17 protein-coding genes are annotated in these 19,500 nt (G+C 67.6%); 5 read left to right on the top strand and 12 right to left on the bottom strand.

Translation table 11 applies throughout. The features are described 5' to 3' along the window. The 6 genes from ACN0V4_RS08185 to ACN0V4_RS08210 form a co-directional block, all read right to left on the bottom strand. Positions 1 to 699, bottom strand: coding sequence for a VIT1/CCC1 transporter family protein (locus ACN0V4_RS08185; RefSeq protein WP_417674891.1), 699 nt, complete (start codon positions 697 to 699; stop codon positions 1 to 3). A gap of 64 nt (positions 700 to 763) precedes the next feature. Continuing rightward, entirely contained in the window at positions 764 to 1,720 is a 957-nt protein-coding gene (locus ACN0V4_RS08190) for an FAD:protein FMN transferase (protein ID WP_417674893.1), read from the bottom strand. Next, complete coding sequence (locus ACN0V4_RS08195; RefSeq protein WP_417674895.1) at positions 1,701 to 3,908, bottom strand: PepSY domain-containing protein; 2,208 nt, start codon at positions 3,906 to 3,908, stop codon at positions 1,701 to 1,703. The genes ACN0V4_RS08190 and ACN0V4_RS08195 overlap by 20 nt, the downstream gene beginning before the upstream one ends. Before the next feature lie 13 nt (positions 3,909 to 3,921). After that, entirely contained in the window at positions 3,922 to 4,392 is a 471-nt protein-coding gene (locus ACN0V4_RS08200) for a DUF2271 domain-containing protein (RefSeq protein ID WP_417674897.1), read from the bottom strand. Between the two features lie 110 nt (positions 4,393 to 4,502). Then, positions 4,503 to 4,853 (bottom strand): hypothetical protein, encoded by a 351-nt coding sequence (locus tag ACN0V4_RS08205; RefSeq protein ID WP_417674899.1) that lies wholly within the window; start codon positions 4,851 to 4,853, stop codon positions 4,503 to 4,505. A 104-nt stretch (positions 4,854 to 4,957) separates the two neighbouring features. Then, complete coding sequence (locus ACN0V4_RS08210) at positions 4,958 to 5,278, bottom strand: PepSY domain-containing protein (RefSeq protein WP_417674901.1); 321 nt, start codon at positions 5,276 to 5,278, stop codon at positions 4,958 to 4,960. Positions 5,279 to 5,424: 146 nt separating this feature from the next. On the opposite strand from ACN0V4_RS08210, the gene ACN0V4_RS08215 reads away from it, so the two are divergent. From ACN0V4_RS08215 to ACN0V4_RS08225, 3 genes are all read left to right on the top strand, one after another. Then, positions 5,425 to 6,084 (top strand): response regulator transcription factor, encoded by a 660-nt coding sequence (locus ACN0V4_RS08215; protein ID WP_417674903.1) that lies wholly within the window; start codon positions 5,425 to 5,427, stop codon positions 6,082 to 6,084. Continuing rightward, positions 6,081 to 7,460 carry an ATP-binding protein gene (locus ACN0V4_RS08220; protein WP_417674905.1) on the top strand — a complete coding sequence of 460 codons (1,380 nt, stop codon included), beginning with the start codon at positions 6,081 to 6,083 and terminating at the stop codon, positions 7,458 to 7,460. Before ACN0V4_RS08215 ends, ACN0V4_RS08220 begins: the two co-directional genes overlap by 4 nt. Positions 7,461 to 7,543: 83 nt before the next feature. Beyond that, on the top strand, positions 7,544 to 8,890 hold the full coding sequence (locus tag ACN0V4_RS08225) for a ferric reductase-like transmembrane domain-containing protein (protein WP_417674907.1): 1,347 nt from the start codon (positions 7,544 to 7,546) through the stop codon (positions 8,888 to 8,890). 57 nt (positions 8,891 to 8,947) lie between these two features. Here ACN0V4_RS08225 and prpB read toward each other — a convergent pair whose 3' ends face one another. The 4 genes from prpB to ACN0V4_RS08245 are packed head-to-tail and all read right to left on the bottom strand — an operon-like array spanning position 8,948 to position 12,957. Further along, positions 8,948 to 9,862, bottom strand: coding sequence for a methylisocitrate lyase (prpB, locus tag ACN0V4_RS08230; RefSeq protein ID WP_417674909.1), 915 nt, complete (start codon positions 9,860 to 9,862; stop codon positions 8,948 to 8,950). 4 nt (positions 9,863 to 9,866) lie between these two features. After that, positions 9,867 to 11,036 (bottom strand): bifunctional 2-methylcitrate synthase/citrate synthase, encoded by a 1,170-nt coding sequence (gene prpC / locus ACN0V4_RS08235; RefSeq protein ID WP_417674911.1) that lies wholly within the window; start codon positions 11,034 to 11,036, stop codon positions 9,867 to 9,869. Next, entirely contained in the window at positions 11,033 to 12,550 is a 1,518-nt protein-coding gene (locus tag ACN0V4_RS08240; RefSeq protein WP_417674913.1) for an MmgE/PrpD family protein, read from the bottom strand. The genes prpC and ACN0V4_RS08240 overlap by 4 nt, the downstream gene beginning before the upstream one ends. After that, on the bottom strand, positions 12,547 to 12,957 hold the full coding sequence (locus tag ACN0V4_RS08245) for an acyl-CoA thioesterase (RefSeq protein WP_417674915.1): 411 nt from the start codon (positions 12,955 to 12,957) through the stop codon (positions 12,547 to 12,549). Before ACN0V4_RS08245 ends, ACN0V4_RS08240 begins: the two co-directional genes overlap by 4 nt. 142 nt (positions 12,958 to 13,099) lie before the next feature. Here ACN0V4_RS08245 and ACN0V4_RS08250 point away from each other — a divergent pair, with 142 nt between their 5' ends. Beyond that, on the top strand, positions 13,100 to 14,485 hold the full coding sequence (locus ACN0V4_RS08250; RefSeq protein ID WP_417674917.1) for a short-chain fatty acyl-CoA regulator family protein: 1,386 nt from the start codon (positions 13,100 to 13,102) through the stop codon (positions 14,483 to 14,485). 87 nt (positions 14,486 to 14,572) lie between these two features. On the opposite strand, the gene ACN0V4_RS08255 is transcribed toward ACN0V4_RS08250, so the two are convergent. Together ACN0V4_RS08255 and aceB are read right to left on the bottom strand one after the other, a co-directional pair. Continuing rightward, a complete protein-coding gene (locus ACN0V4_RS08255) occupies positions 14,573 to 16,183 on the bottom strand; it encodes an isocitrate lyase (RefSeq protein WP_417674919.1) in 1,611 nt (536 codons plus the stop codon). A gap of 83 nt (positions 16,184 to 16,266) precedes the next feature. After that, positions 16,267 to 17,907, bottom strand: coding sequence for a malate synthase A (gene aceB, locus ACN0V4_RS08260; protein ID WP_417674921.1), 1,641 nt, complete (start codon positions 17,905 to 17,907; stop codon positions 16,267 to 16,269). 138 nt (positions 17,908 to 18,045) lie between these two features. On the opposite strand from aceB, the gene ACN0V4_RS08265 reads away from it, so the two are divergent. Beyond that, positions 18,046 to 19,488: a helix-turn-helix domain-containing protein gene (locus ACN0V4_RS08265; protein ID WP_417674923.1), complete on the top strand. Its 1,443-nt coding sequence runs from the start codon at positions 18,046 to 18,048 to the stop codon at positions 19,486 to 19,488. Positions 19,489 to 19,500: the final 12 nt, after the last annotated feature.

Genomic DNA, 19,500 nt, shown 5'->3' on the forward strand with positions numbered 1-19,500 from the left:
TCAGACCGCGACGCCGAACAGCGTCCCGACCAGCGCGGTGGCGGCCATGGCCAGCGCCCCCCAGAAGGTGACGCGAATCGCGCCGCGCACCATTCCGGCCCCCCCGGCCGAGGCGCCAAGCCCGCCCAGAACCGCCAGCGCCAGCAGAGTGGCCATCGCGACGATCAGCGAAATCTGCATGGGCGGTGCCAGGATCGCCACGATCAGCGGCACCACCGCGCCCACCGAGAAGGTCAGCGCAGACACCAGTGCCGCCTGGATCGGATTGGTGGCGATGGTCTCGGAAATCCCCAGCTCGTCGCGCGCATGGGCACCAAGCGCGTCGCGTTCGGTCAGTTGATGCGCCACTTGCTCGGCCAGCTCGCGGTCGAGGCCGCGGGCGACATAGATCATCGTCAGCTCTTCCAGCTCGGCCTCGGGCATCTCCTCCAGCTCGCGCCGCTCACGGGCCATGTCGGCCTGTTCCGCATCGGCTTGCGAGCTGACAGAGACATATTCGCCGGCTGCCATCGACATCGCGCCGGCGACCAGACCGGCGAGGCCCGCCAGCATAACCTCGGCCGCACCGGTGCCGGCGGCGGCGACACCGACCACAAGGCTCGAGGTCGACACAAGGCCGTCATTGGCGCCCAGCACGGCGGCGCGCAGCCACCCGATACGGTGGACCATGTGATTTTCGGAATGGCTGAGGCGGCTCATCGGCGCGATCCTTCTGGCTGAATTGTGGGAAAAAGAGAGGCGTCGGGGACGGGTGTATCAGAGTCTATGCTGGCGGTTCACCGAAAAGTGGGCCGACACCGACGGGGGTGATGCCATCGGCGTCCCGCGACAGAAACAGCGCGCTCAGCCCCATCTGCCGGGCCAGTGCGGCGCCCCGCTCAGCGCCCAGCACCATCAGCGCGGTGGTCCAGGCATCGGCCTCGGCGCAGCGGCGTGCCACCACGGTGACCGAGGCCGGTGGCGCCTGCAATGGCGCGCCCCGGTGCGGGTCCATCGTATGCGACAGCCGCCGGCCGCCGACCTCGACCCAATGGCGATAGTCGCCCGAGGTGGCGACGGCGGCCTCCTCCAGCGCCAGCATCGACTGCGGGCTGCGGCGGTTGTGTTCGGGCGCCTCGATCGCAACGGTCCAGGGCCGGCCGTCGGGGCGCAGCCCCAGCGCGCGCATCTCGCCGTCGATGCCGACCAGCCCCGCCGCGATCCCCTGGCCGTGCAGCGCCTCGGCCAGTTGATCGACGCCGAAACCCTTGGCGATCCCATTCAGGTCGATTCGCAGTGGTGCCTCCTTGCGGACCCGCCCGCCGGCGGGGTCGAGCGTGAGGATCTCATGCGCCGGCCGCCGGTCCGCCTGCAAGGCGGCGCGGATGCGGGCGGGGTCGGCGGCCTCGGGGCCGAAGCCCCAGGCGGCGACCGCATCGCCGAGCCCCAGATCGAAGGCCCCGTCCGAGGCGGCACCGATCTGCAGCCCCAGTTGCAGCACCTGCATCAGCTCGGCCGGCACTGCGACCCATTCCGCCACCGATGCCGCGTTCAGCCGCACCAGATCGCTGTCGGGTTTCCACAGCGACATCTGGGCATCGACCCGATCCACGGCGGCCTGCAGGGCGGCCCGCACCGGGACGGGATCAAAGGCATCAGCCGCGAAGAACAGCGCCGACCAGCGGGTGCCCATGGTGGGGCCGTTCAGCGCCTGGCGGGTTTCAGTAGACATCTTCGACATAGCGCCCCTCTGCCTTCAGATCGGCCGGTGTGGTGCCAAATGGCGCCAGAACCTCGGCCAAAGCGGTGGTGACGCCGCTGGCCATCTCGCGTCCGCCGCAGACCAGCACCCGGGCGCCGTCGCGGATCAGCCGGGCCAGCTCTGGCCCCTCGCGGCGCACCACGTCCTGCACATAGGCGGGCGCATCGCCGCGCGACACCGCCGGCAGCAGCCGGGTCAGGCGACCGTCCTGCTGCCAGGTGGCGAATTCCTCGCGATAGAGGAAATCGCTGTCCGGATGCCGCAGGCCGAAGATCAGATATGCAGGCCGGTGCCGGGCATTGCCGCGCAGGAAGCCCGCCAGCGGCGCCACCCCGGTGCCGGCGCCGATCAGGATCAGCGGCGCCCTGCCCGGGCCGGGCCGGAAATCCGGATTGCGGCGGATGAAGGCCTGGATGCTGTCGCCCGGCTGCAGCGCCATCAGTTGCGCCGAGCAGAGCCCGCCGGGGTGTTTCTTTACCGCGATCTCGACGAAATCGTCGCGGCAGCCGGAGGCCAGCGAATAGAAGCGCGCCACCTCGGAGCCCTCGGGCAGCACGCCCAGCAGATCGCCCGGAGCGAAGCGGCCGAAGCCGCGCCCGCTCAGCCGGCACCAGAGCGACCGGGGCGGCAGGGCAAAGCGCAGGATGGCGGTGGGGGCCTGCACCTCGGCGCCATAGTCGCGGCGCGAGATCAGGGTGAGCGGCAGGCTCGCCGGGATCACCGGCACATGCGCCAGTTCCAGATCCAGCCCCAGCGCGGCGCCAAGGGCGCGGCCCCAGCGGGCGAAATCCTGCGACGACTGGCGGTCTACCGTGTCATAGGGGACCAGTTCCTCCCAACCGCGGGCGCGGGCGGTGTCAACCACCTGCTCGGCAAAGGCGCAGAAGGTGGGAAAGCTGCGATCGCCGAAGCCCAGGACGGCCAACGGCACGCCGGGCCGCGCCGGCAACCGCTCCAGCCGGTCGAGAAACCCCTTGGCCGTTCCCGGCGCGGCGCCCTCGCCATAGGTGGCGGCGAGGATCAGCAGCCGTTGCGCCCGGGCATAGCGGTCCGGCACGAAAGACGACATCGGCGCGACATGGACGCTGTGACCCTGAGCGCTCAGCGCCGCCTGCAGGGTGGCGGCAAAGCCCCAGGTGGTGCCGCTTTCCGAGCCGACCAGAATCACCGTGTCGGCCCGCCCCGGCGCCGCGTTGTGGCGCATCCGCGGCCGCCCGCGTCGACCGGCCAGCCAGAGGATCACCCCGGTCACCGCCATCGTCGGCACGCCAAGCGCCATCAGCCCCAAGAGCAGCCCCAGCAGCACCGCCCCCTGACCGGTGTGCAGCATATAGATGGTCTCATAGGCCCGCTGCCAACCGCTCGGCTCGGCCCAGGCCAGCATCGCGCCGGTGCCCTGGTCGATGTATCCGCTGCCCTGCGCAGTGGTCAGGGTGAAGACGTCGGTGGCATCGCCCGCATAGGGAAAGGACAGATCGCGCAGCTCGGACACCGGCGTCTCGGCCAGCAGGGGCATGTCGCGCAGGGGCGCGTCGGTCTGGCCGCTCACCGCCGCCGGAAAGGCGGGGGTGGTGTCGCCCTCGGGCAGCAGACCGAAGGTCGAGGCGGTCATCCACAGCGCGGTGATCGAGGAGAGCAGCAGCGCCGGCAGGGCGATGCGGGCGATCTCGACATGCAGCCGCCCGGCCAGCGGGCCGCGCAGCCGGGTGAACCAGCGCCGCCAGCCCCCCGTCCGCCGCACCACCAGCAGCGCGCCGGAAAGGCACAGAACCAGCATCATCGCCGCACCCGCCGCCATGGTCAGCCGGCCGCCATCGCCCAGAAACAGCGATCGGTGCAGGTTGGTCAGCCAGCGCAGGGTCTGATTGGGGTCGGCCGATCCCGCCGCCTGGCCGGTGGCCGGGTCGATCACCGCCGCACCGGGCTGGCCATTGTCGAACCAATAGGCGGTGATCTGCCCCGAAGGCGCCCGCCGGATTTGTTCCACGCCGGGATAGGCCGCCTGAATCCGGCTGGCCAGATCAGCGACGCTCTGACCGCTCACCGTCTGCGGCGCGGCCAGACGCTCCGCCGCCGGAAAGACGGAGAGCGTTGCGCCACTCAGCGCCAGCAGCGACAGCAAAAGCGCGGCCAGCAGGCCGGGCCAGCGGTGAACAAAGCGGAGCATCGTGGGCCTCCGGTCAGTATTTATAGGTGAAATCGGCGATATAGCGGCGGCCCTTGACGGCGTTGCCGGCGCCCGCTGCGGTCAGCGGCACGGCGATTTCATTGGGGCTCTCGCGCATGTCCTCGACCGCGGCGTCGATATGCAGGGTATAGCCCGCGTCGAACAGCGCATCCGCCAGGTCGAGCGTGATCTCAAGCTGCCGTCCGGCGCCGACGCTGGCGCCGGTGATGCCATTGATCTCGGCGGCATTGCCACCGGTGGCGCGATACCAGTCGCTGAGGTGCTTGTAATACTTCGACTTGCCGCCGGCCATCCACAGGCTGCCGACATAGGCGCCCGAGGCGTCGGTGACGTAATAGGCCAGATAGGCGCCGTCGCCGCCGTAATTCGTCATGTTGGTGGTGAAGGTCACCGGCCGGGCCAGCGCGATCGCCGGAGCGGTCAGCGCGGTGGTCAGGGCGAGGGTGGTCAGAAGGGGTTTCATGCTGTCTGCCTTTCAAAGGTGGATGGCGGGTCGCCGCGACTATGTCAGTCTGACCTGACGGCTCGCTGATATCGTCGCAGCGTTTTGTGGGTCTGTCAGGCCACTGATTGTCAATTGACCTGGACCTGCGGCGCTGCGCCGCTGCCGAACAGTCCGTTTTTCGGCGGTGCGCTGGTTCCGGCGGGGGCCGGGTTCATGCCGCCACGGGCGCCGTCATCGTCATCATCATCGTCGTCATCGTCGTCATCGTCGTCACGGTCCTTGCGGGAATGGCCGCGCTCTTTTTCGTCATCGTCGTCATCGCTGACGAACCACAGGCGAAGCCCCTCGCCGTCTTCCCCGAAGAGAGCGGCGAAAACCCCCTTCTCTTCACTGGGGCGGCGGGTTTCGCTCAGGGCTGGCAGGGCGATCACGGCAGCCAGCGCTGTCGAGGTGGCAAGCAGGGCGAGGGTCTTTTTCATGTCGGGTCTCCTTGTCATCCGATCGCCCCGATGTGCACCTGCAGCCTGAGGTTTTCCTGACGGCCGCAGGGTTTTTGCGTCAGCCTGACGTCAGGAAACGCGGATCACTCGTCTTTCCTGCGATCATGATCGCGGTCGCGATACCGATGCTCTTCATCCTCATACTCGATCTCCAGCACGTCGAGCGTGGCCGGATCCAGCTTGACCTCGATCCGGCGACCGTCGGCATCCTGGCCCTTGATCTCGTAACAGCCGTCATCAATCTTGATGCGGCGCACGGTCCATCCCTTGCTTTCGGCCAATTGTGCCACGGCCGCCCGCGGCTGCCAGTCGGCCATGGGGACATAGCAGTCGTCTTCGGCCCGGGCGGCGCCGGTCAGGGCGGTCACGGCGGCGAAGGAAATGATGACCAGCGATTTCTTCATGTGGCATGCTCCGTCCAGCGGCGATGTTCGCATGATATATCGCAGCCGAAGCTGACGATATCCTGAAGAGACACTGTTGCAGAGGTCAGCTTGCTGTCAGATTGATCGCCTAGGGGCATGGGAAACAGGAAAGACCCGGGGGGCGCATGCGCATTCTGCTGATCGAGGATGATACCGTTCTGGGCGCCGCCGTGCGTGATCAGATCGCCGGCGACGGCCAGTCGGTTGATTGGGTGACCCGGCTCGACACCGCGACCGAGGCGCTTCTTGGCACCGGCTATGATCTGATCCTGCTCGACCTCATGCTGCCGGACGGGCGCGGCATTCCCTTTCTCAGGGCGCTGCGGGCCAGGGGGGACGTGACCCCGGTGATCATCCTGACCGCGCTCGACCAGATCAGCGACCGGATCGAGGGGCTGAATGCCGGTGCCGACGACTATATGGTCAAACCCTTCGATCTGGCCGAGCTTTCGGCGCGCATCGGATCGGTGGCGCGACGCTATGCCGGCAACCCCAACCCGATCATAACCCATGGCGTGCTCGAGGTCGATCTGGCCGCGCGCTCGGTCCTGCGCGAGGGCCGGCCGGTGACGCTGACCGCGCGGGAATGGGCGCTGTTCGAGGCCTTTCTGCAGCGGCCGGGGCAATTGCTGTCCAAGGCGCAGCTTGAAGACAAGCTCTATGCCTTCGGTTCCGAAGTGGAAAGCAACACCATCGAAGTCCATGTCAGCCGGCTGCGCAAGAAACTGGGCGCCGGGGTGATCGAGACCGAGCGCGGCCTGGGGTATCGGCTGGGGGCGGGATGAGGGGGCCGCGCAGTCTTCAGGCCCGGCTGGCCATCGGCATCGGGCTGGTGTTGACGATCCTGTGGCTGGCCGCCGCCTCGGTGACCGCGCTGGTGGTGCGGCGCGAAATGGACGCGGTCTTTGATGCCAGTCTGCAGGAGACCGCACAGCGCCTGCTGCCGCTGGCCGCCACCGAGATCGTCGCGCGCGAGGACGAAGGCGTGACCCAGCGGCTTGGCGCGATCCGCGCGCATGACGAATTCTTCACCTATATCGTCCGCGACGATCAGGGCCGTATCCTGCTGCAATCCCACACCGCCGATCCCGCGGTCTTTCCCGCCTATGACGGGCCGGGGTTCCGGCAGACGGCGACGCACCGGCTGTATAACGACGCGGCGCTTCAGGGCAGCATCCGCATCACCGTCGCCACGCCGCTGGCGCATCGCGCCGCCGTGGCGCGCGAGGTGCAGATGGGGCTGGGCGTGCCGCTGGTGCTGGTCATTCCGGTGGCCTTGATCGCCGTGGCGCTGGCGGTGCGGGCAAGCTTTGCCTCGTTGCGCCGATTCCGGGGCGCGCTGGCGGCCCGGGGCGTGCGCGATCTGTCGCCGCTGCCGACCGCGGCCCTGCCGGCGGAGATCACGCCGCTGGCCGAGACGCTGAACGATCTGCTCGCCCGGCTCAAGTCCGCCTTCGAGGCCGAGCGCAGCTTTGCCGCCAATGCCGCGCACGAGCTCAGGACGCCCCTGGCCGGGGCGATTGCCCAGGCGCAGCGGATCGGTGTGGAAACCCAGGACCCCGCGGCGCGGCGCCGAGCGGCCGAGATCGAGGCGACGCTGAAACGGCTGACCCGGGTGTCTGAACGGCTGATGCAGATGGCCCGGGCCGAAGGTGGCCGTCTGCGCGCCGACCATGCCAGTGATCTGCGGCCAGTGTTGCGGATGATCGCCGCCGATCTGGGCCGCGATCTGCAGCCCGGGCGGCTGGAGCTGACCCTGCCCGAGACGCCGGTTCTGTCCGATCTCGACCTCGACGCCTTCGGCATCATCCTGCGCAACCTGATCGACAACGCGCTGCGTCACGGCCTGCCCGGAACGCCGGTGCAGGTGGCGCTGGGCGGTGACGGCCGGCTGAGCGTCGTCAACGCCTGCCCGGTGGTGCCGCCCGAAGTGCTGGGGCGGCTGGTGCAGCGCTTTGAACGGGGGGGCGCGCAGGGCGGCGGCAGCGGTCTGGGTCTGGCCATTGTGGCAACCATCGCCGAAAGGACGGGTGGGGGGCTACGCCTGGTCTCGCCGGTGCCGGGATCAGACGGCGGCCTGATGGTCGAGGTGCAATTGCCCATCGGGGTGGTGGAAAAAATGCCCTATGATCCGACGAAACTTCCGGGCGCTGACGTATAAAAGGAGGTCGCGCGACTTGCGCGGCCTTCTTGTGTGAAGCCATCGCCACACGCGCCCTTGGGGTAAACGAGAAAGACGAGAGTATGACGCGAACGAATTTGTACCTGTTTTGGGGGTTCTGGGCGGGGATAGCCGCGCTCTGGCTGGTTTTGAACCCGGATATTCTGACCGCTTCGGGGATCTTCGCGTTGCGCCAGTTCGTCATGCAATGGTCCGGAACCGTTGCCATGGCGGCGATGAGCGTCGCGATGATCCTGGCGTTGCGTCCGCGCTGGCCCGAGCGGCGTCTGGGCGGGCTGGACAAGATGTATCGGTTCCACAAGTGGCTGGGGATCGGGGCGCTTGGCCTGGCGGTGTTTCACTGGCTCTGGTCCGAGGCGCCGAAATGGGCGGTGGGGGCCGGGCTGCTGGCGCGGCCCGCGCGTGGCCCGCGCCCGGAGATCACCGATCCGGTGCGGGCCTATCTCAACTCCTGGCGCGGCACGGCCGAGGGGTTGGGCGAATGGGCCTTTTATGCGGTGGTGATTCTGCTGGTCATCGCGCTGGTCAAGCTGATCCCCTATCGCCTGTTCCGCTATAGCCACCGCCTGGTGCCGCTGGTCTATCTCGTGCTGGTGTTCCACGCGGTGATTCTGATCGAATATGACATGTGGCTCACCCCGCTCGGAGTGCTGATGGCGGTGCTGATGCTGGCCGGTAGCTATGCGGCGGTGTTGTCGGTATTCGGGATGATCGGCCACAGCCGGCGGGTGCCGGGCGAGATCGTTGCGCTGAACAAATTCGCCGGGGTGCGCTCGCTCAGGACCGAGATTCGCCTGGCGCCGGGCTGGCAGGGGCACAAGGCCGGGCAGTTCGCCTTCGTCACCTCGAACCCGCTGGAAGGGGCGCATCCCTATACCATCGCCTCTGCCTGGGTGCCCTCCGATCCGAAGATCACCTTCGTCACCAAGGAGTTGGGCGATCACACCACCGGGTTGGCCGACCGGCTGAAGATCGGCCAGAAGGTAACGGTTGAAGGCCCCTATGGCTGTTTCACCTTCGACGATGGGCTGCCGCGCCAGATCTGGGTCGGGGCCGGTATCGGCATTACCCCCTTCCTCGCCCGGCTGAAGGAATTGGCGGATGCCGATCCGAATGCGCCGCGGCCGCAGATCGACCTGTTCCATTCGACCTCCGAGGTCGACGACGAGGCATTGGAACGTATCGCCACGGATGCCCGTGCCGCGAATGTGCGCCTGCACCTGCTGATCAACGCCCGTGATGGCCGCCTGGGCGGAGAACGCATCCGCGAGGCGGTGCCGGATTGGCGCGAGGCCAGCCTGTGGTTCTGCGGGCCGAGCGGTTTCGGCAAGAGCCTGAGCGCGGATTTCGCTCTGCAGGGGTTGGACGTGGGCAGCCGCTTCCATCAGGAATTGTTCGAGATGCGTTGAGAGCAGCGCAAGACTCGCCGTCGGGGTGGGCCCTGGTTCGGGCCCACCCTTAATCGTTCAGGCGTTCCAGTCAGGCGCGACCGAGGCCGCGATGCTGCGGTCGAGCGCCTCGAAGGCAGTGAGCCCGATGGTGTCGTAAAGCTCCTGCCGGGTCTGCATCTCGGCGATCATCGCGGTGGTCGCGCCATCGCGGGCGATCGCCGCATAAAGCCGCTCCTGTGCCCTGTTCGCGACCCGCAGCGAGGACACCGGCCAGATCACCATATCATAGCCGAGCGCCTCGAACTCGGCCGCGCTCAGCGCCGGCGTGCGGCCGAACTCGGTCATGTTGGCGAGCAGCTTCACCCCGGGCAGCGCGGCACGGACCTCGCGGAACATCTCGACCGAGGTCAGCGCCTCGGGGAAGATCGCGTCCGCCCCCGCCTCGACGTAAAGCTTCGCGCGCGCGATCGCCCCCTCGAGCCCTTCGGAGGCCGCCGCATCGGTGCGCGCGATGATGACGAGATCGCGCCCCGCCCGCGCCGCCGCCGCCACCTTCGCCGCCATGTCGGCGGCGGCGGCCAGCTTCTTGTCGTTCAGATGGCCGCATTTCTTCGGCAAGAGCTGATCTTCCAGATGCACGGCGCCGGCGCCGGCCTCCTCGAAGACACGCACCATATGCATGACGTTCAGCGCCTCGCCATAGCCGGTGTCGCCATCGACGAGAAGCGGCAGCCCCGAGGCCCGCGCGATCTGTCGGATGAAGAAGGCGACCTCGTCGACGGTGATGATGCCAAGGTCGGGCAGCCCCATCGAGGCGGTCATCGCCGCCCCCGAAAGGTAGAGCGCGTCAAATCCCGCGGCCTTCGCCTGCAAGGCAGCCTGGCCGTTGTGCGCGCCCGGCAGGCGCAGGATGCCGGGGGCATCGAGCGCACGGCGGAAGCGGCGCCCGGCGCTGTCGCCGGGCAGGTCGTCTGCGATCAGATAGGGCATGGTCTCACTCCGGATAGGCGGTCAGCAGGCCGCCGCGCTGCGCGATCGGCAGGAATTTGCGGTCCTCGGGGCCGGTATAGTTGGCCGAGGGGCGGATGATCTTGTTGTCGAGCCGCTGCTCGACCACATGCGCGCCCCAGCCCGCGGTGCGGGCGATGACGAAGATTGGCGTGAACATCGCCGTCGGCACGCCCAGCAGGTGATAGGAGACGGCCGAATACCAGTCGAGGTTCGGAAACATCGCCTTCGCCTCCCACATCACCTGTTCGATCCGCTCGGCGACCGAGAACATCTTCATCGAGCCGGCCTCCTCGGCCAGCCTGCGCGCGACGCGCTTGATGACGACGTTGCGCGGGTCGGCCACGGTATAGACCGGGTGACCGAAGCCGATCACCACCTCCTTCTCCGCGACGCGGGCGCGGATGTCGGCCTCGGCCGCGTCGGGGCTCGGGTAGCGCTTCTGGATCTCGAAGGCGACCTCGTTCGCGCCACCGTGCTTCGGCCCGCGCAGCGCACCGATCGCGCCCGCCACCGCCGAATAGACGTCCGACCCCGTCCCCGCGATCGTGCGCGCGGTGAAGGTCGAGGCGTTGAACTCGTGCTCGGCGTAAAGGATCAGCGTGGTGTGCATCGCCCGCACATGCTCGGGCGTGGGCGGTCCGCCATGCAGCAGGTGCAGGAAATGGCCGGCGATGGACTCGTCCCCGGTCTCGACCTCGATCCGCCGCCCGTTCTGCGCGAAGTGATACCAGTAGAGCAGCATCGAGCCCTGCGCCGCGATCAGCCGGTCGGCGATGTCGCGCGCGCCCGGCGTGTTGTGATCGGCGGCCTCGGGCAGCGCGCAGCCCATCGCCGAGACGCCCGAGCGCAGCACGTCCATCGGATGCGCGGCAGCCGGGATCGCCTCGAGCGTCGCGCGCACCGCCTGCGGCAGGCCGCGCAACGCGCGCAGCTTCGCCTTGTAGGCCGTCAGTTCCGCCTCGGTCGGCAGGCTGCCGTGAATGAGCAGATGCGCGATTTCCTCGTACTCGCAGGTCTCGGCGATATCGAGGATGTCATAGCCGCGGTAATGCAGATCGTTGCCGCTTTGACCGACCGAGCACAGCGCGGTATTGCCCGCCACCACGCCCGAGAGCGCCACCGACTTCTTCGGCTTTCTCACCTCGCCGCTCATTTCGCCCTCCAGTCGAAGATGCCATGGGGCCGGGCCGCGCCGAGCCGGTCGGCCTCCACCGCGAAATTGAGCTGGCCGAGATCGCCCGGCTTCAGCTCTGCCAGCCCCTCGGCTGCCTCGAGGAAACGCCTCTGCTCGGCCGCGCTCAGCACGCCCTCGGACAGGGTCAGGAACTTGTGGATGTAATTGCTGCGCACGAAGGGGCGCGCGCCGTCCGGGTGCGCATCGGCGAGCGCGAGTTCGTCGACGATCTTCGAGCCGTCGTCGAGCGTCACCGTGACCCGCCCGCCAAAGGCCTTCTCCTTCGGGTCGCGGGCATGATAGCGGCGCGTCCATTCCGGGTCCTCGGCGGTCGAGATCTTGTGCCACAGCGCCACCGTCGAGGGCCGCTGCGCGCGCTCGGGCGTGTAGCTTGCAACATGGTGCCAGCCGCCGTCCTCCAGCGCCACGGCGAAGATGTACATGATCGAATGGTCGAGCGTCTCGCGCGAGGCCGTCGGGTCCATCTTCTGCGGGTCGTTCGCGCCGGTGCCGATGACGTTGTGGGTGTGGTGCGAGGTCTCGATCAGGATGGATTTCACCTTGGAGAGATCGCCGATCTTCGGCCCCATCCGCCGCGCCAGGTCGATCAGCGCCTGCGACTGGTATTCGGCCGAATGCTCCTTGGTATAGGTGTCGAGGATCGCGCGCTTCGTCTCGCCCGTCTCGGGCAGCGGCACGTGATAGACCGCCTCGGGTCCCCCGAGCATCCAGGCGATGAAGCCGTCCTCGCCCTCCCAGGCGGGGCTCGGCGCGCCCTCGCCGCGCATCACCCGGTCGACCGCCTCGATCGCCATCTTGCCGGCGAAGGCGGGGGCATAGGCCTTCCAGCTGGAAATCTCGCCCTTGCGGCTTTGCCGCGTGGTGGTGGTGACGTGCAGCGCCTGCTGGATCGCCTGATAAATCACCTCGACGGGCAGGTTCAGCGCGGTGCCGATGCCGGCCGCCGCCGAGGGGCCGAGATGGGCGATGTGGTCGATCTTGTGCTCGTGCAGGCAGATCCCCTTCACCAGGTCGACCTGGATCTCGTAGCCGGTGGCAAGACCGCGGATGAGGTCCGCCCCCGACAGCCCGCAATGCTGCGCGACCGCCAGGATCGGCGGGATGTTGTCGCCCGGGTGCGAGTATTCGGCGGCCAGAAATGTGTCGTGGAAATCAAGCTCGCGCACCGCCGTGCCGTTCGCCCAGGCCGCCCATTCGGGGCTGACCCGGGTGTCCGCGGCCACGCCGAAGACCGTGGCGCCCGGGGCATAGGGGTGGCACAGCGCCTGCGCCCGGGCCGAGGCCACCGGCCGGCGCGCGACCGACGCCGCAGCGACCGCGGCATTGTCGATCACCCGGTTGACGATCATCTCGACCACATCGGCCTCGACCGCCACCGGATCGGCCGCCACCTCGGCGATCTTCCAGGCCAGTTGGTTTTCGCGCGCCAGATGTTCGGCGGAGCGATAGGTCCGCATTTCATGCGTCTTCATGCTGTTTCTTCCTTTCTGAAATCCTCTGCCACGATGGCGCGCGGCCGTCCGGCCGCATCCACCGCCACCATCTCGAACGTGCCCGAGAGCACCGCGCGGCGCTGGCCGGTGGCGATCTCCTCCGCCATCCCCTCCACCGCGACGGAGAGCGAGGCACGCCCGACCCGGGTGACCCTTGCGCTCAACTCCAGCAGCTCTCCGACCCGGACAGGGGCGGGGAAATTGCCGCGCGCGGCGCTGGCCAGAACCACCGGCCCGCGCGCCCGCCGGCTGGCGGCGACAAAGGCCGCCTTGGCCATCAGCGACAGGCCGTTGCCGCCGAACAGCGTGCCGTAATGGTTGGCCTGATCGGGAAAGATCATCTCGACCGTCACGGTCACGGGATCATGGTCTGGAAGGTCGGTCATCGTCTGCCTCGTGTCCTCGGGCCATTCGCAAGATTGGCAAGGCAGAGGTTTCCACAATGGGGGACATGATATAAACTACTGAAAATGAATAGATTTGCGAATGATGCTTGTGGAGTTTGCAAATATTGCGAAGGGGTCGGTCATGAAAAAAGCCTTCATGGGGGTGCGGCTGCGCCGCCTGCGCGAGGAGCGGGGGATGAGCCAGGCGGCGCTGGCCCGGGCGCTGGGGCTGTCGCCCAGCTATCTCAACCAGATGGAACGCAATCAGCGGCCGCTGACCGTGCCGGTGCTGCTGAAGCTGAACGCGGTCTTCGGCCTTGACGTGCAGATGTTCTCGGAAGCCGAGGAGGCGCGGCTGATCCCCGACCTGCGCGCCGCACTCGCCGATCAGGGCGCCGGTGCCGCCCTGGCCGAGGTGCGCGAGATCGCGGCCAACATGCCCAATGTCGCCCGTGCCATCATCGCCATGCAGACGCGTCTGCGCGAGGCGGCCGAGCAGATCGACCTGATCACCGGCCGCATCACCGGAGAGCTGGGCACCACCCTCGCCCCCTTCGAGGCGGTGCGCGACTACTTCTACACCCATCGCAACTATATCCCCTCGCTCGACGAGGCGGGCGAGGCCATTGGCCGGGGTCTGCGCCCGGGACGGATGGCCGAGGGGCTGGCCGACCGGCTGGCTGGGCGCCACGGTATCCGGGTGACGTCGGAGGACGGGGCGGCGGCGCTGCGCCGCTTCGATCCGGGCGCGCGGCTCTTGACCTTGTCGGCTCGTCTCTCGCCGGGGCAGCGGGCCTTCCAGATGGCGACGCAACTGGCCTTTCTCGAACAGGGGGAGGAGATCGACCGGCTCGCGGCCGAGGCGCCGATGGACAGCGCCGGGGCGCGCGACCTCTTGCGGATCGGGCTTGCGAATTACTTCGCCGGCGCAGTGATTCTGCCCTATGGCGCCTTTCTCGAGGCGGCGGAGGCCGAGCGCTATGATATCGAACTTCTGGCCCGCCGCTTCGGCGTGGGGTTCGAGACCACCTGCCACCGGCTCTCGACGCTGCAACGGCCGCAGGCGCGTGGCGTGCCCTTCTTCTTCATCCGGGTCGACCGCGCGGGCAATATCTCGAAGCGGCAATCGGCGACCGATTTCCATTTCTCGCGGATCGGCGGCTCCTGCCCGCTGTGGAACGTCTACGAGGCCTTCTCGCGCCCGGGCGAGGTGCTGACGCAGGTGGCGCAGATGCCCGACGGGCGGTCCTACCTGTGGGTGGCGCGCACGGTGAGCCACGGCGCAGGCGGCTATGGCGCGCCGGTAAAACGCTTCGCCGTGGCGCTGGGCTGCGATCTGGCCCATGCGGATCGGCTGGTCTATGCCCACGGGCTGGATCTGAGAAACCCCGCGCTCGCCACCCCGATCGGTGCTGGCTGCAAGGTCTGCGACCGCCCGTCCTGCCCGCAGCGCGCCTTTCCCACCACCGGGCGAGAGCTGCGCCCGGATCCCAATCGCTCCCGGTTCGCCCCCTATTCCGGCGGCTGACGGCAAAGGCCGCCGCCCCGGGGCGGGGGCCTGCGTGGCTTACTCGGCCGCGACTTGATGCATCGCGCCAAAGGTGCGTTTCGCGGCCTATTCAGCCGCGAATTGATTCATCGTATTGGCCGAGCCGCCGGCTTTCAGCGCGCGGTCGCCGCCGACCATCTCCTTGAAGCTGTCGCCCAGATCGGAACCCACCTCGTGCTGGTGCCTGACCGCCGAGATGCCGCGGCGGATTTCCTCGCGCTGGACGGTGGCGACATAGGCCAGTATCTTGTCCTCGCCGAAATAGCCATGGCTCAGCTCGTCCATCGCCTTGGCGGTCAGGTGGAAGGTCGGTAGGGTGATCAGGTTGTGGAACACCCCCGCCCGCGCCGCGATCTCGGTCTGGAAGGCACGCAACCGCGCGTCCGCCTCAAGGCCCAGATCGGTGGCGTCGAAATCGGGCTTCATCAATTCGTTGCCTGCGGGATAGTCGCCTTCGGCGATCTTGCCCTCTGCGATCCATTGGGTGCGGACCTGCTTGCGCAGGTTCAGCGTCCAGTTGAAGCTGGGCGAGTTGTTATAGGTGAGCTTCGCCCCCGGTGCCTCTTCGCGGATTTCCGCCACCATGCCGGCGATCTCGTCGACATTGGGGGTGTCGGTCTCGATCCACAGCAGATCGGCACCGCCCTGCTGGAGCGAGGCGATGCAATCCTCGATCACCCGGGCCCGGCCGGTGTTCGGCTTGAACGGGAAGAGACCGTTGGGCAAGCGGCGCGGCTTGACGAACTCACCGTCCTGATAGAGCGCCAGCTCTCCCTCGCGGATCGGGTTCTCCTCGGTGATCGGTGCGGTATCGAGCCATTTGATGTAATCGGCGGCCAGATCGCCCGGCGCCTGGCTGACCGGCACCTTCTGGGTGAGCCCGGCGCCGAGGCTGTCGGTGCGGGCGACGATCACGCCGTCATCGACGCCCAGTTCCTCGAACGCCAGGCGGCAGGCGCGCAGCTTCTCGATGAAGTCCTCGCGCGGGACGGTGACCTTGCCGTCCTGGTGACCGCATTGCTTGGCGTCCGAGACCTGGTTTTCGATCTGCAAACAGCAGGCGCCCGCTTTGATCAGCTCCTTCGCCAGCAGATAGGTCGCATGTTCGTTGCCAAAGCCCGCGTCGATATCGGCGATGATCGGCACCACATGCGTCTCGAACCCGTCGATCGCGGCGATCGCCGCGGCGTGGGCCGCGTCGGTGGTGGCCGCGCGAAGGTCCTTGAACAGATCGTTCAGCGCCACCTCATCGGCCTGCCGCAGCGAGGTATAGATTTCCGCGATCAGGTCGGCGACGGCGGTCTTCTCGTGCATCGACTGGTCGGGCAGATGGCCCCAGCGGTTGCGCAGCCCGGCGACCATCCAGCCGGAGAGATAGACATAGGTGCCCTTGGCGGTGCCGCGCAGCCGCTTGACCGCCTTGATCATCTGCTGGGCGTGAAACCCTGACCAGCAGCCGAGCGATTGGGTGAATTGCGAGGGATCGGCATCATAGGCGGCCATATCGGCGCGCATCACATGGGCCATCTCGCGGGCGATCTCCAGATGGGTGTCCCAGGTGTTCTGCAGCTTGAGCTGGACGATATCGTCGACCGAGACGCCGCCCGGGGTCTGGCCGCCGGGATAGCGCGCCAGCGCCTCGGCGCGCAGGGCTGCATAGGATTTGCGTTGGGTCATGATCTGTCTCCTGTTTGGCAGATGAAAGGCGGCGCCCGGAAGGCCCGGGTCGCCGAAGGGGGATGCGGTGCGAATGGGCTGCATCAGTTCAGCGCGTTCAGCACTGCGTAGGCGGGGGTGGTGATGAAATCGGCCAGGGTTTCGGCGCAGGCGGCCTCCTGAAAGAGCCGCGCCGCCGAGGCGTAATGGCCGCGATGGAAGCCGGTGGCGCCAAGGCGGTTCAGGATCGTCTCGATCTCCTGCTGAATCAGCTCGGCCAGCCAGTTTGCATCCATCTGCCGGGCACCGCCGGCCTCCAGCTCGACCACGGCGCCATGGCGGATCCATTGCCAGATCTGGCTGCGCGAGATCTCGGCGGTGGCCGCATCCTCCATCAGGTTGTGGATCGGCACCGCGCCCCGCCCCGACAGCCAGGCGGCCAGATATTCGATGGCGACCGAGACATTGCCGCGCAGCCCCGCTTCGGTCACCGTGCCGCTGTGGGGTTTCAGCAGCGCCTCGGCCGTCACCCGCGGATGCTGGCGCGGCTGACGGATCTGGTTCGGCCCCGGCATCTCGGCGTCGAAGACCGCCATCGCCACCGGCACCAGATCGGGATGCGCCACCCAGGTGCCGTCATGCCCCGCCGTCACCTCGCGCAGCTTGTCGGCGCGTACCTTGGCAAAGGCGGCCTCGTTCGCCGCCGCGTCGCCCTTGACCGGGATCTGCGCCGCCATGCCGCCCATGGCGTGGATGCCCCGACGGTGGCAGACCTCGACCAGCCGGGCGGAATAGGCCGCCAGAAAGGCGCGATCCATCGTCACCTGCGCCCGGTCGGGCAGCACGAAATCGGGGTGAGCCCGCAAGCACTTGATATAGCTGAAGATGTAATCCCAGCGGCCGCAGTTCAGCCCGGCGATATGGTCGCGCAACTCCCAGATGATCTCGTCCATCTCGAAGGCGGCGCGCAGGGTCTCGATCAGCACAGTGGCCTTGATGGTGCCCTGCGGCAGGCCCAGCCGGTCCTGCGCAAAGACGAAGATGTCGTTCCACAGCCGCGCCTCGCGATGGTTCTCCAGTTTCGGCAGGTAATAGAACGGCCCGCGCCCGGTCTCAGCCAGCGCCACCCCGTTGTGGAAAATATGCAGCCCGAAATCGAACAGCGCGGCGGCGACGGGATGGCCGCCCATCATCACGTTGTCCTCTTCCATATGCAGGCCGCGCGGGCGCACGATCAGCACCGCAGTCCGGTCGTTCAGGCGATAGGATTTGCCGGACTTCGGATCGTCGTGCGACAGGGTGCCGTCACGGTAATCCATCATGTTCACCTGACCGGCGATCATGATGTCGAAACGTGGGGCCGAGGCATCCTCGAAATCCGCCATGAAGACCTTGGCGCCGGAGTTCAGCGCGTTGATCATCATCTTGCGGTCGACTGGGCCGGTGATCTCGACCCGCCGGTCGCGCAGCGGCTCGGGCACCGGGGCAGCCTCCCAGTCGCCGGCGCGGATATCGGCGGTTTCCACCAGGAATTCGGGTAACAGCCCGGTGTCATAGCCTGCCTGCCGCTGCCGTCGCGCGGTTCTGAGCGCGGCCAGACGCGGGCCGAACTGCGATTGCAGATCGGCCAGGAAGGCCAGCGCCTCGGGCGTCAGCACACGGCTCACCCCCGGCACGTCGCGCAGCACCACCGGGCGCGCGGCTTGGGTCGGGGGATCGGAGAGGATCGGGAGGGCAAGGGTCATCACATCGGCCTTTCTGCTGGAATCGTCGGCTGATGTGAGGTTAGTAATGTGTCGTCTTAAGTGAAATAATACTCTGTAATTAAAGGGTTATTCTGTAATTCATGTAAGGTTTCAGCAAGGAAGTCTGTAAGGTTTGTCATGTCGGAACGCGGCGAAAAACTGATCATCGGGGCGCGGCTCAAGCGGCTGCGGCGCACCTTGGGGCTGACCCAGGCGCAGATGGCGCAGGATCTGGGCGTCTCGCCCAGCTACATCACCCTGATCGAGGCGAACCAGCGCCCGGTCTCGGCCAAGCTGCTGGTCCGCCTCAGCCAGGTCTATGACTTCTCGGCTGGGGAGATCGCGGGGGGCGGCGATCTGCAGTTGCAGGCGGATCTTGAGGCGGCGCTGAAGGATCCGCTGTTCGCCGAAACCGTCCCGCGCAGCGAGATCGAGGAAGTCGTGAACGCCTCGCCCGCGCTGGCGCGCGGGCTGCTCAGGCTACATGAGAAATACCGCGCCATGGCGATGGTCGCGATTTCCGAGGAAAACCCCTTTTCCGACCGCGACAAGGTCGAGCTGTTGGAGCAGACCGTGCGCCCGGTGGACGAGGTGCGGGCGCATTTCCACGCCCGCCACAACCATATCGACAGGCTGGACCGCGCGGCGGAGGCGCTGGCGGAGGATCTGGCGATCTGGCGGAGCGAACCGCAGATCGTGCTGAACGACCGCCTGCGCGCGGTGCATGGCTATCGCGTCCGTATCCTGCCGCAGGAGGTGATGCCCGGCCAGCTCCGACTCCTGGATCCCCACCGCAAGCACCTGAACCTGTCGGAGCGGCTGGACCAGCCCGGGCGGCGATTCCAGATCGCGGTGCAGCTCGCCCGGCTGGAATATGGTGATCTGATCACGGTTGAGGCGGAGGCTGCCGGGGTCTCGGACGCTGCTCTGCCGCTGGCGCGGGCGAGCTTTGCCAATTACTTCGCCGCCGCCCTCTTGATGCCCTATCGCCGGTTTCTCAGGGCGGCGGAGGGGGCGCGCTATGACGTTGAACTGCTGTGCCAGCGCTTCGGCACCAGTTTCGAGCAGGTGGCGCATCGCCTCACCACCCTGCAACGGCCCGAGGCGCGCGGTGTGCCCTTTTTCTTCGTGCGCATGGACCGCGCCGGCAATGTATCGAAACGGTTCAGCGCCGGGCGCTTTCACTTCTCGAAATTCGGCGGCTCCTGCCCGCTCTGGAACATCCACAGTTGTTTCGAGACGCCCGAGCGGGTGCAGACCCAGGTGATCGCCATGCCCGACGGCACCACCTATTTCTCGGTCGCGCGCACGGTGACGCGGCAGGTCGGCACCTATGCCAGCCCGGCGGCGCGTTTTGCCATCGGGCTGGGGTGTGACATCGCCTATGCGCCGCGGCTGATCTATGCGCAGGATCTGGACCTGGAGGCGGTGCAGCCGGTGCCGATCGGGGTGAACTGCTATCTCTGCGAACGGCCCGATTGCCCGTCGCGGGCCTATCCGCCGATCAACCGCCCTTTCAGCTTTTCCGAGCGCGCCCGCGGGGTGTCGAGCTTCAGTTTCAGCGCGCCGGAGCCGTCCTAGGCCGCGTCCGGC

This window comes from Pseudodonghicola sp., from assembly GCF_048268305.1.
In the GTDB taxonomy this organism is placed as follows: Bacteria; Pseudomonadota; Alphaproteobacteria; order Rhodobacterales; family Rhodobacteraceae; genus Pseudodonghicola.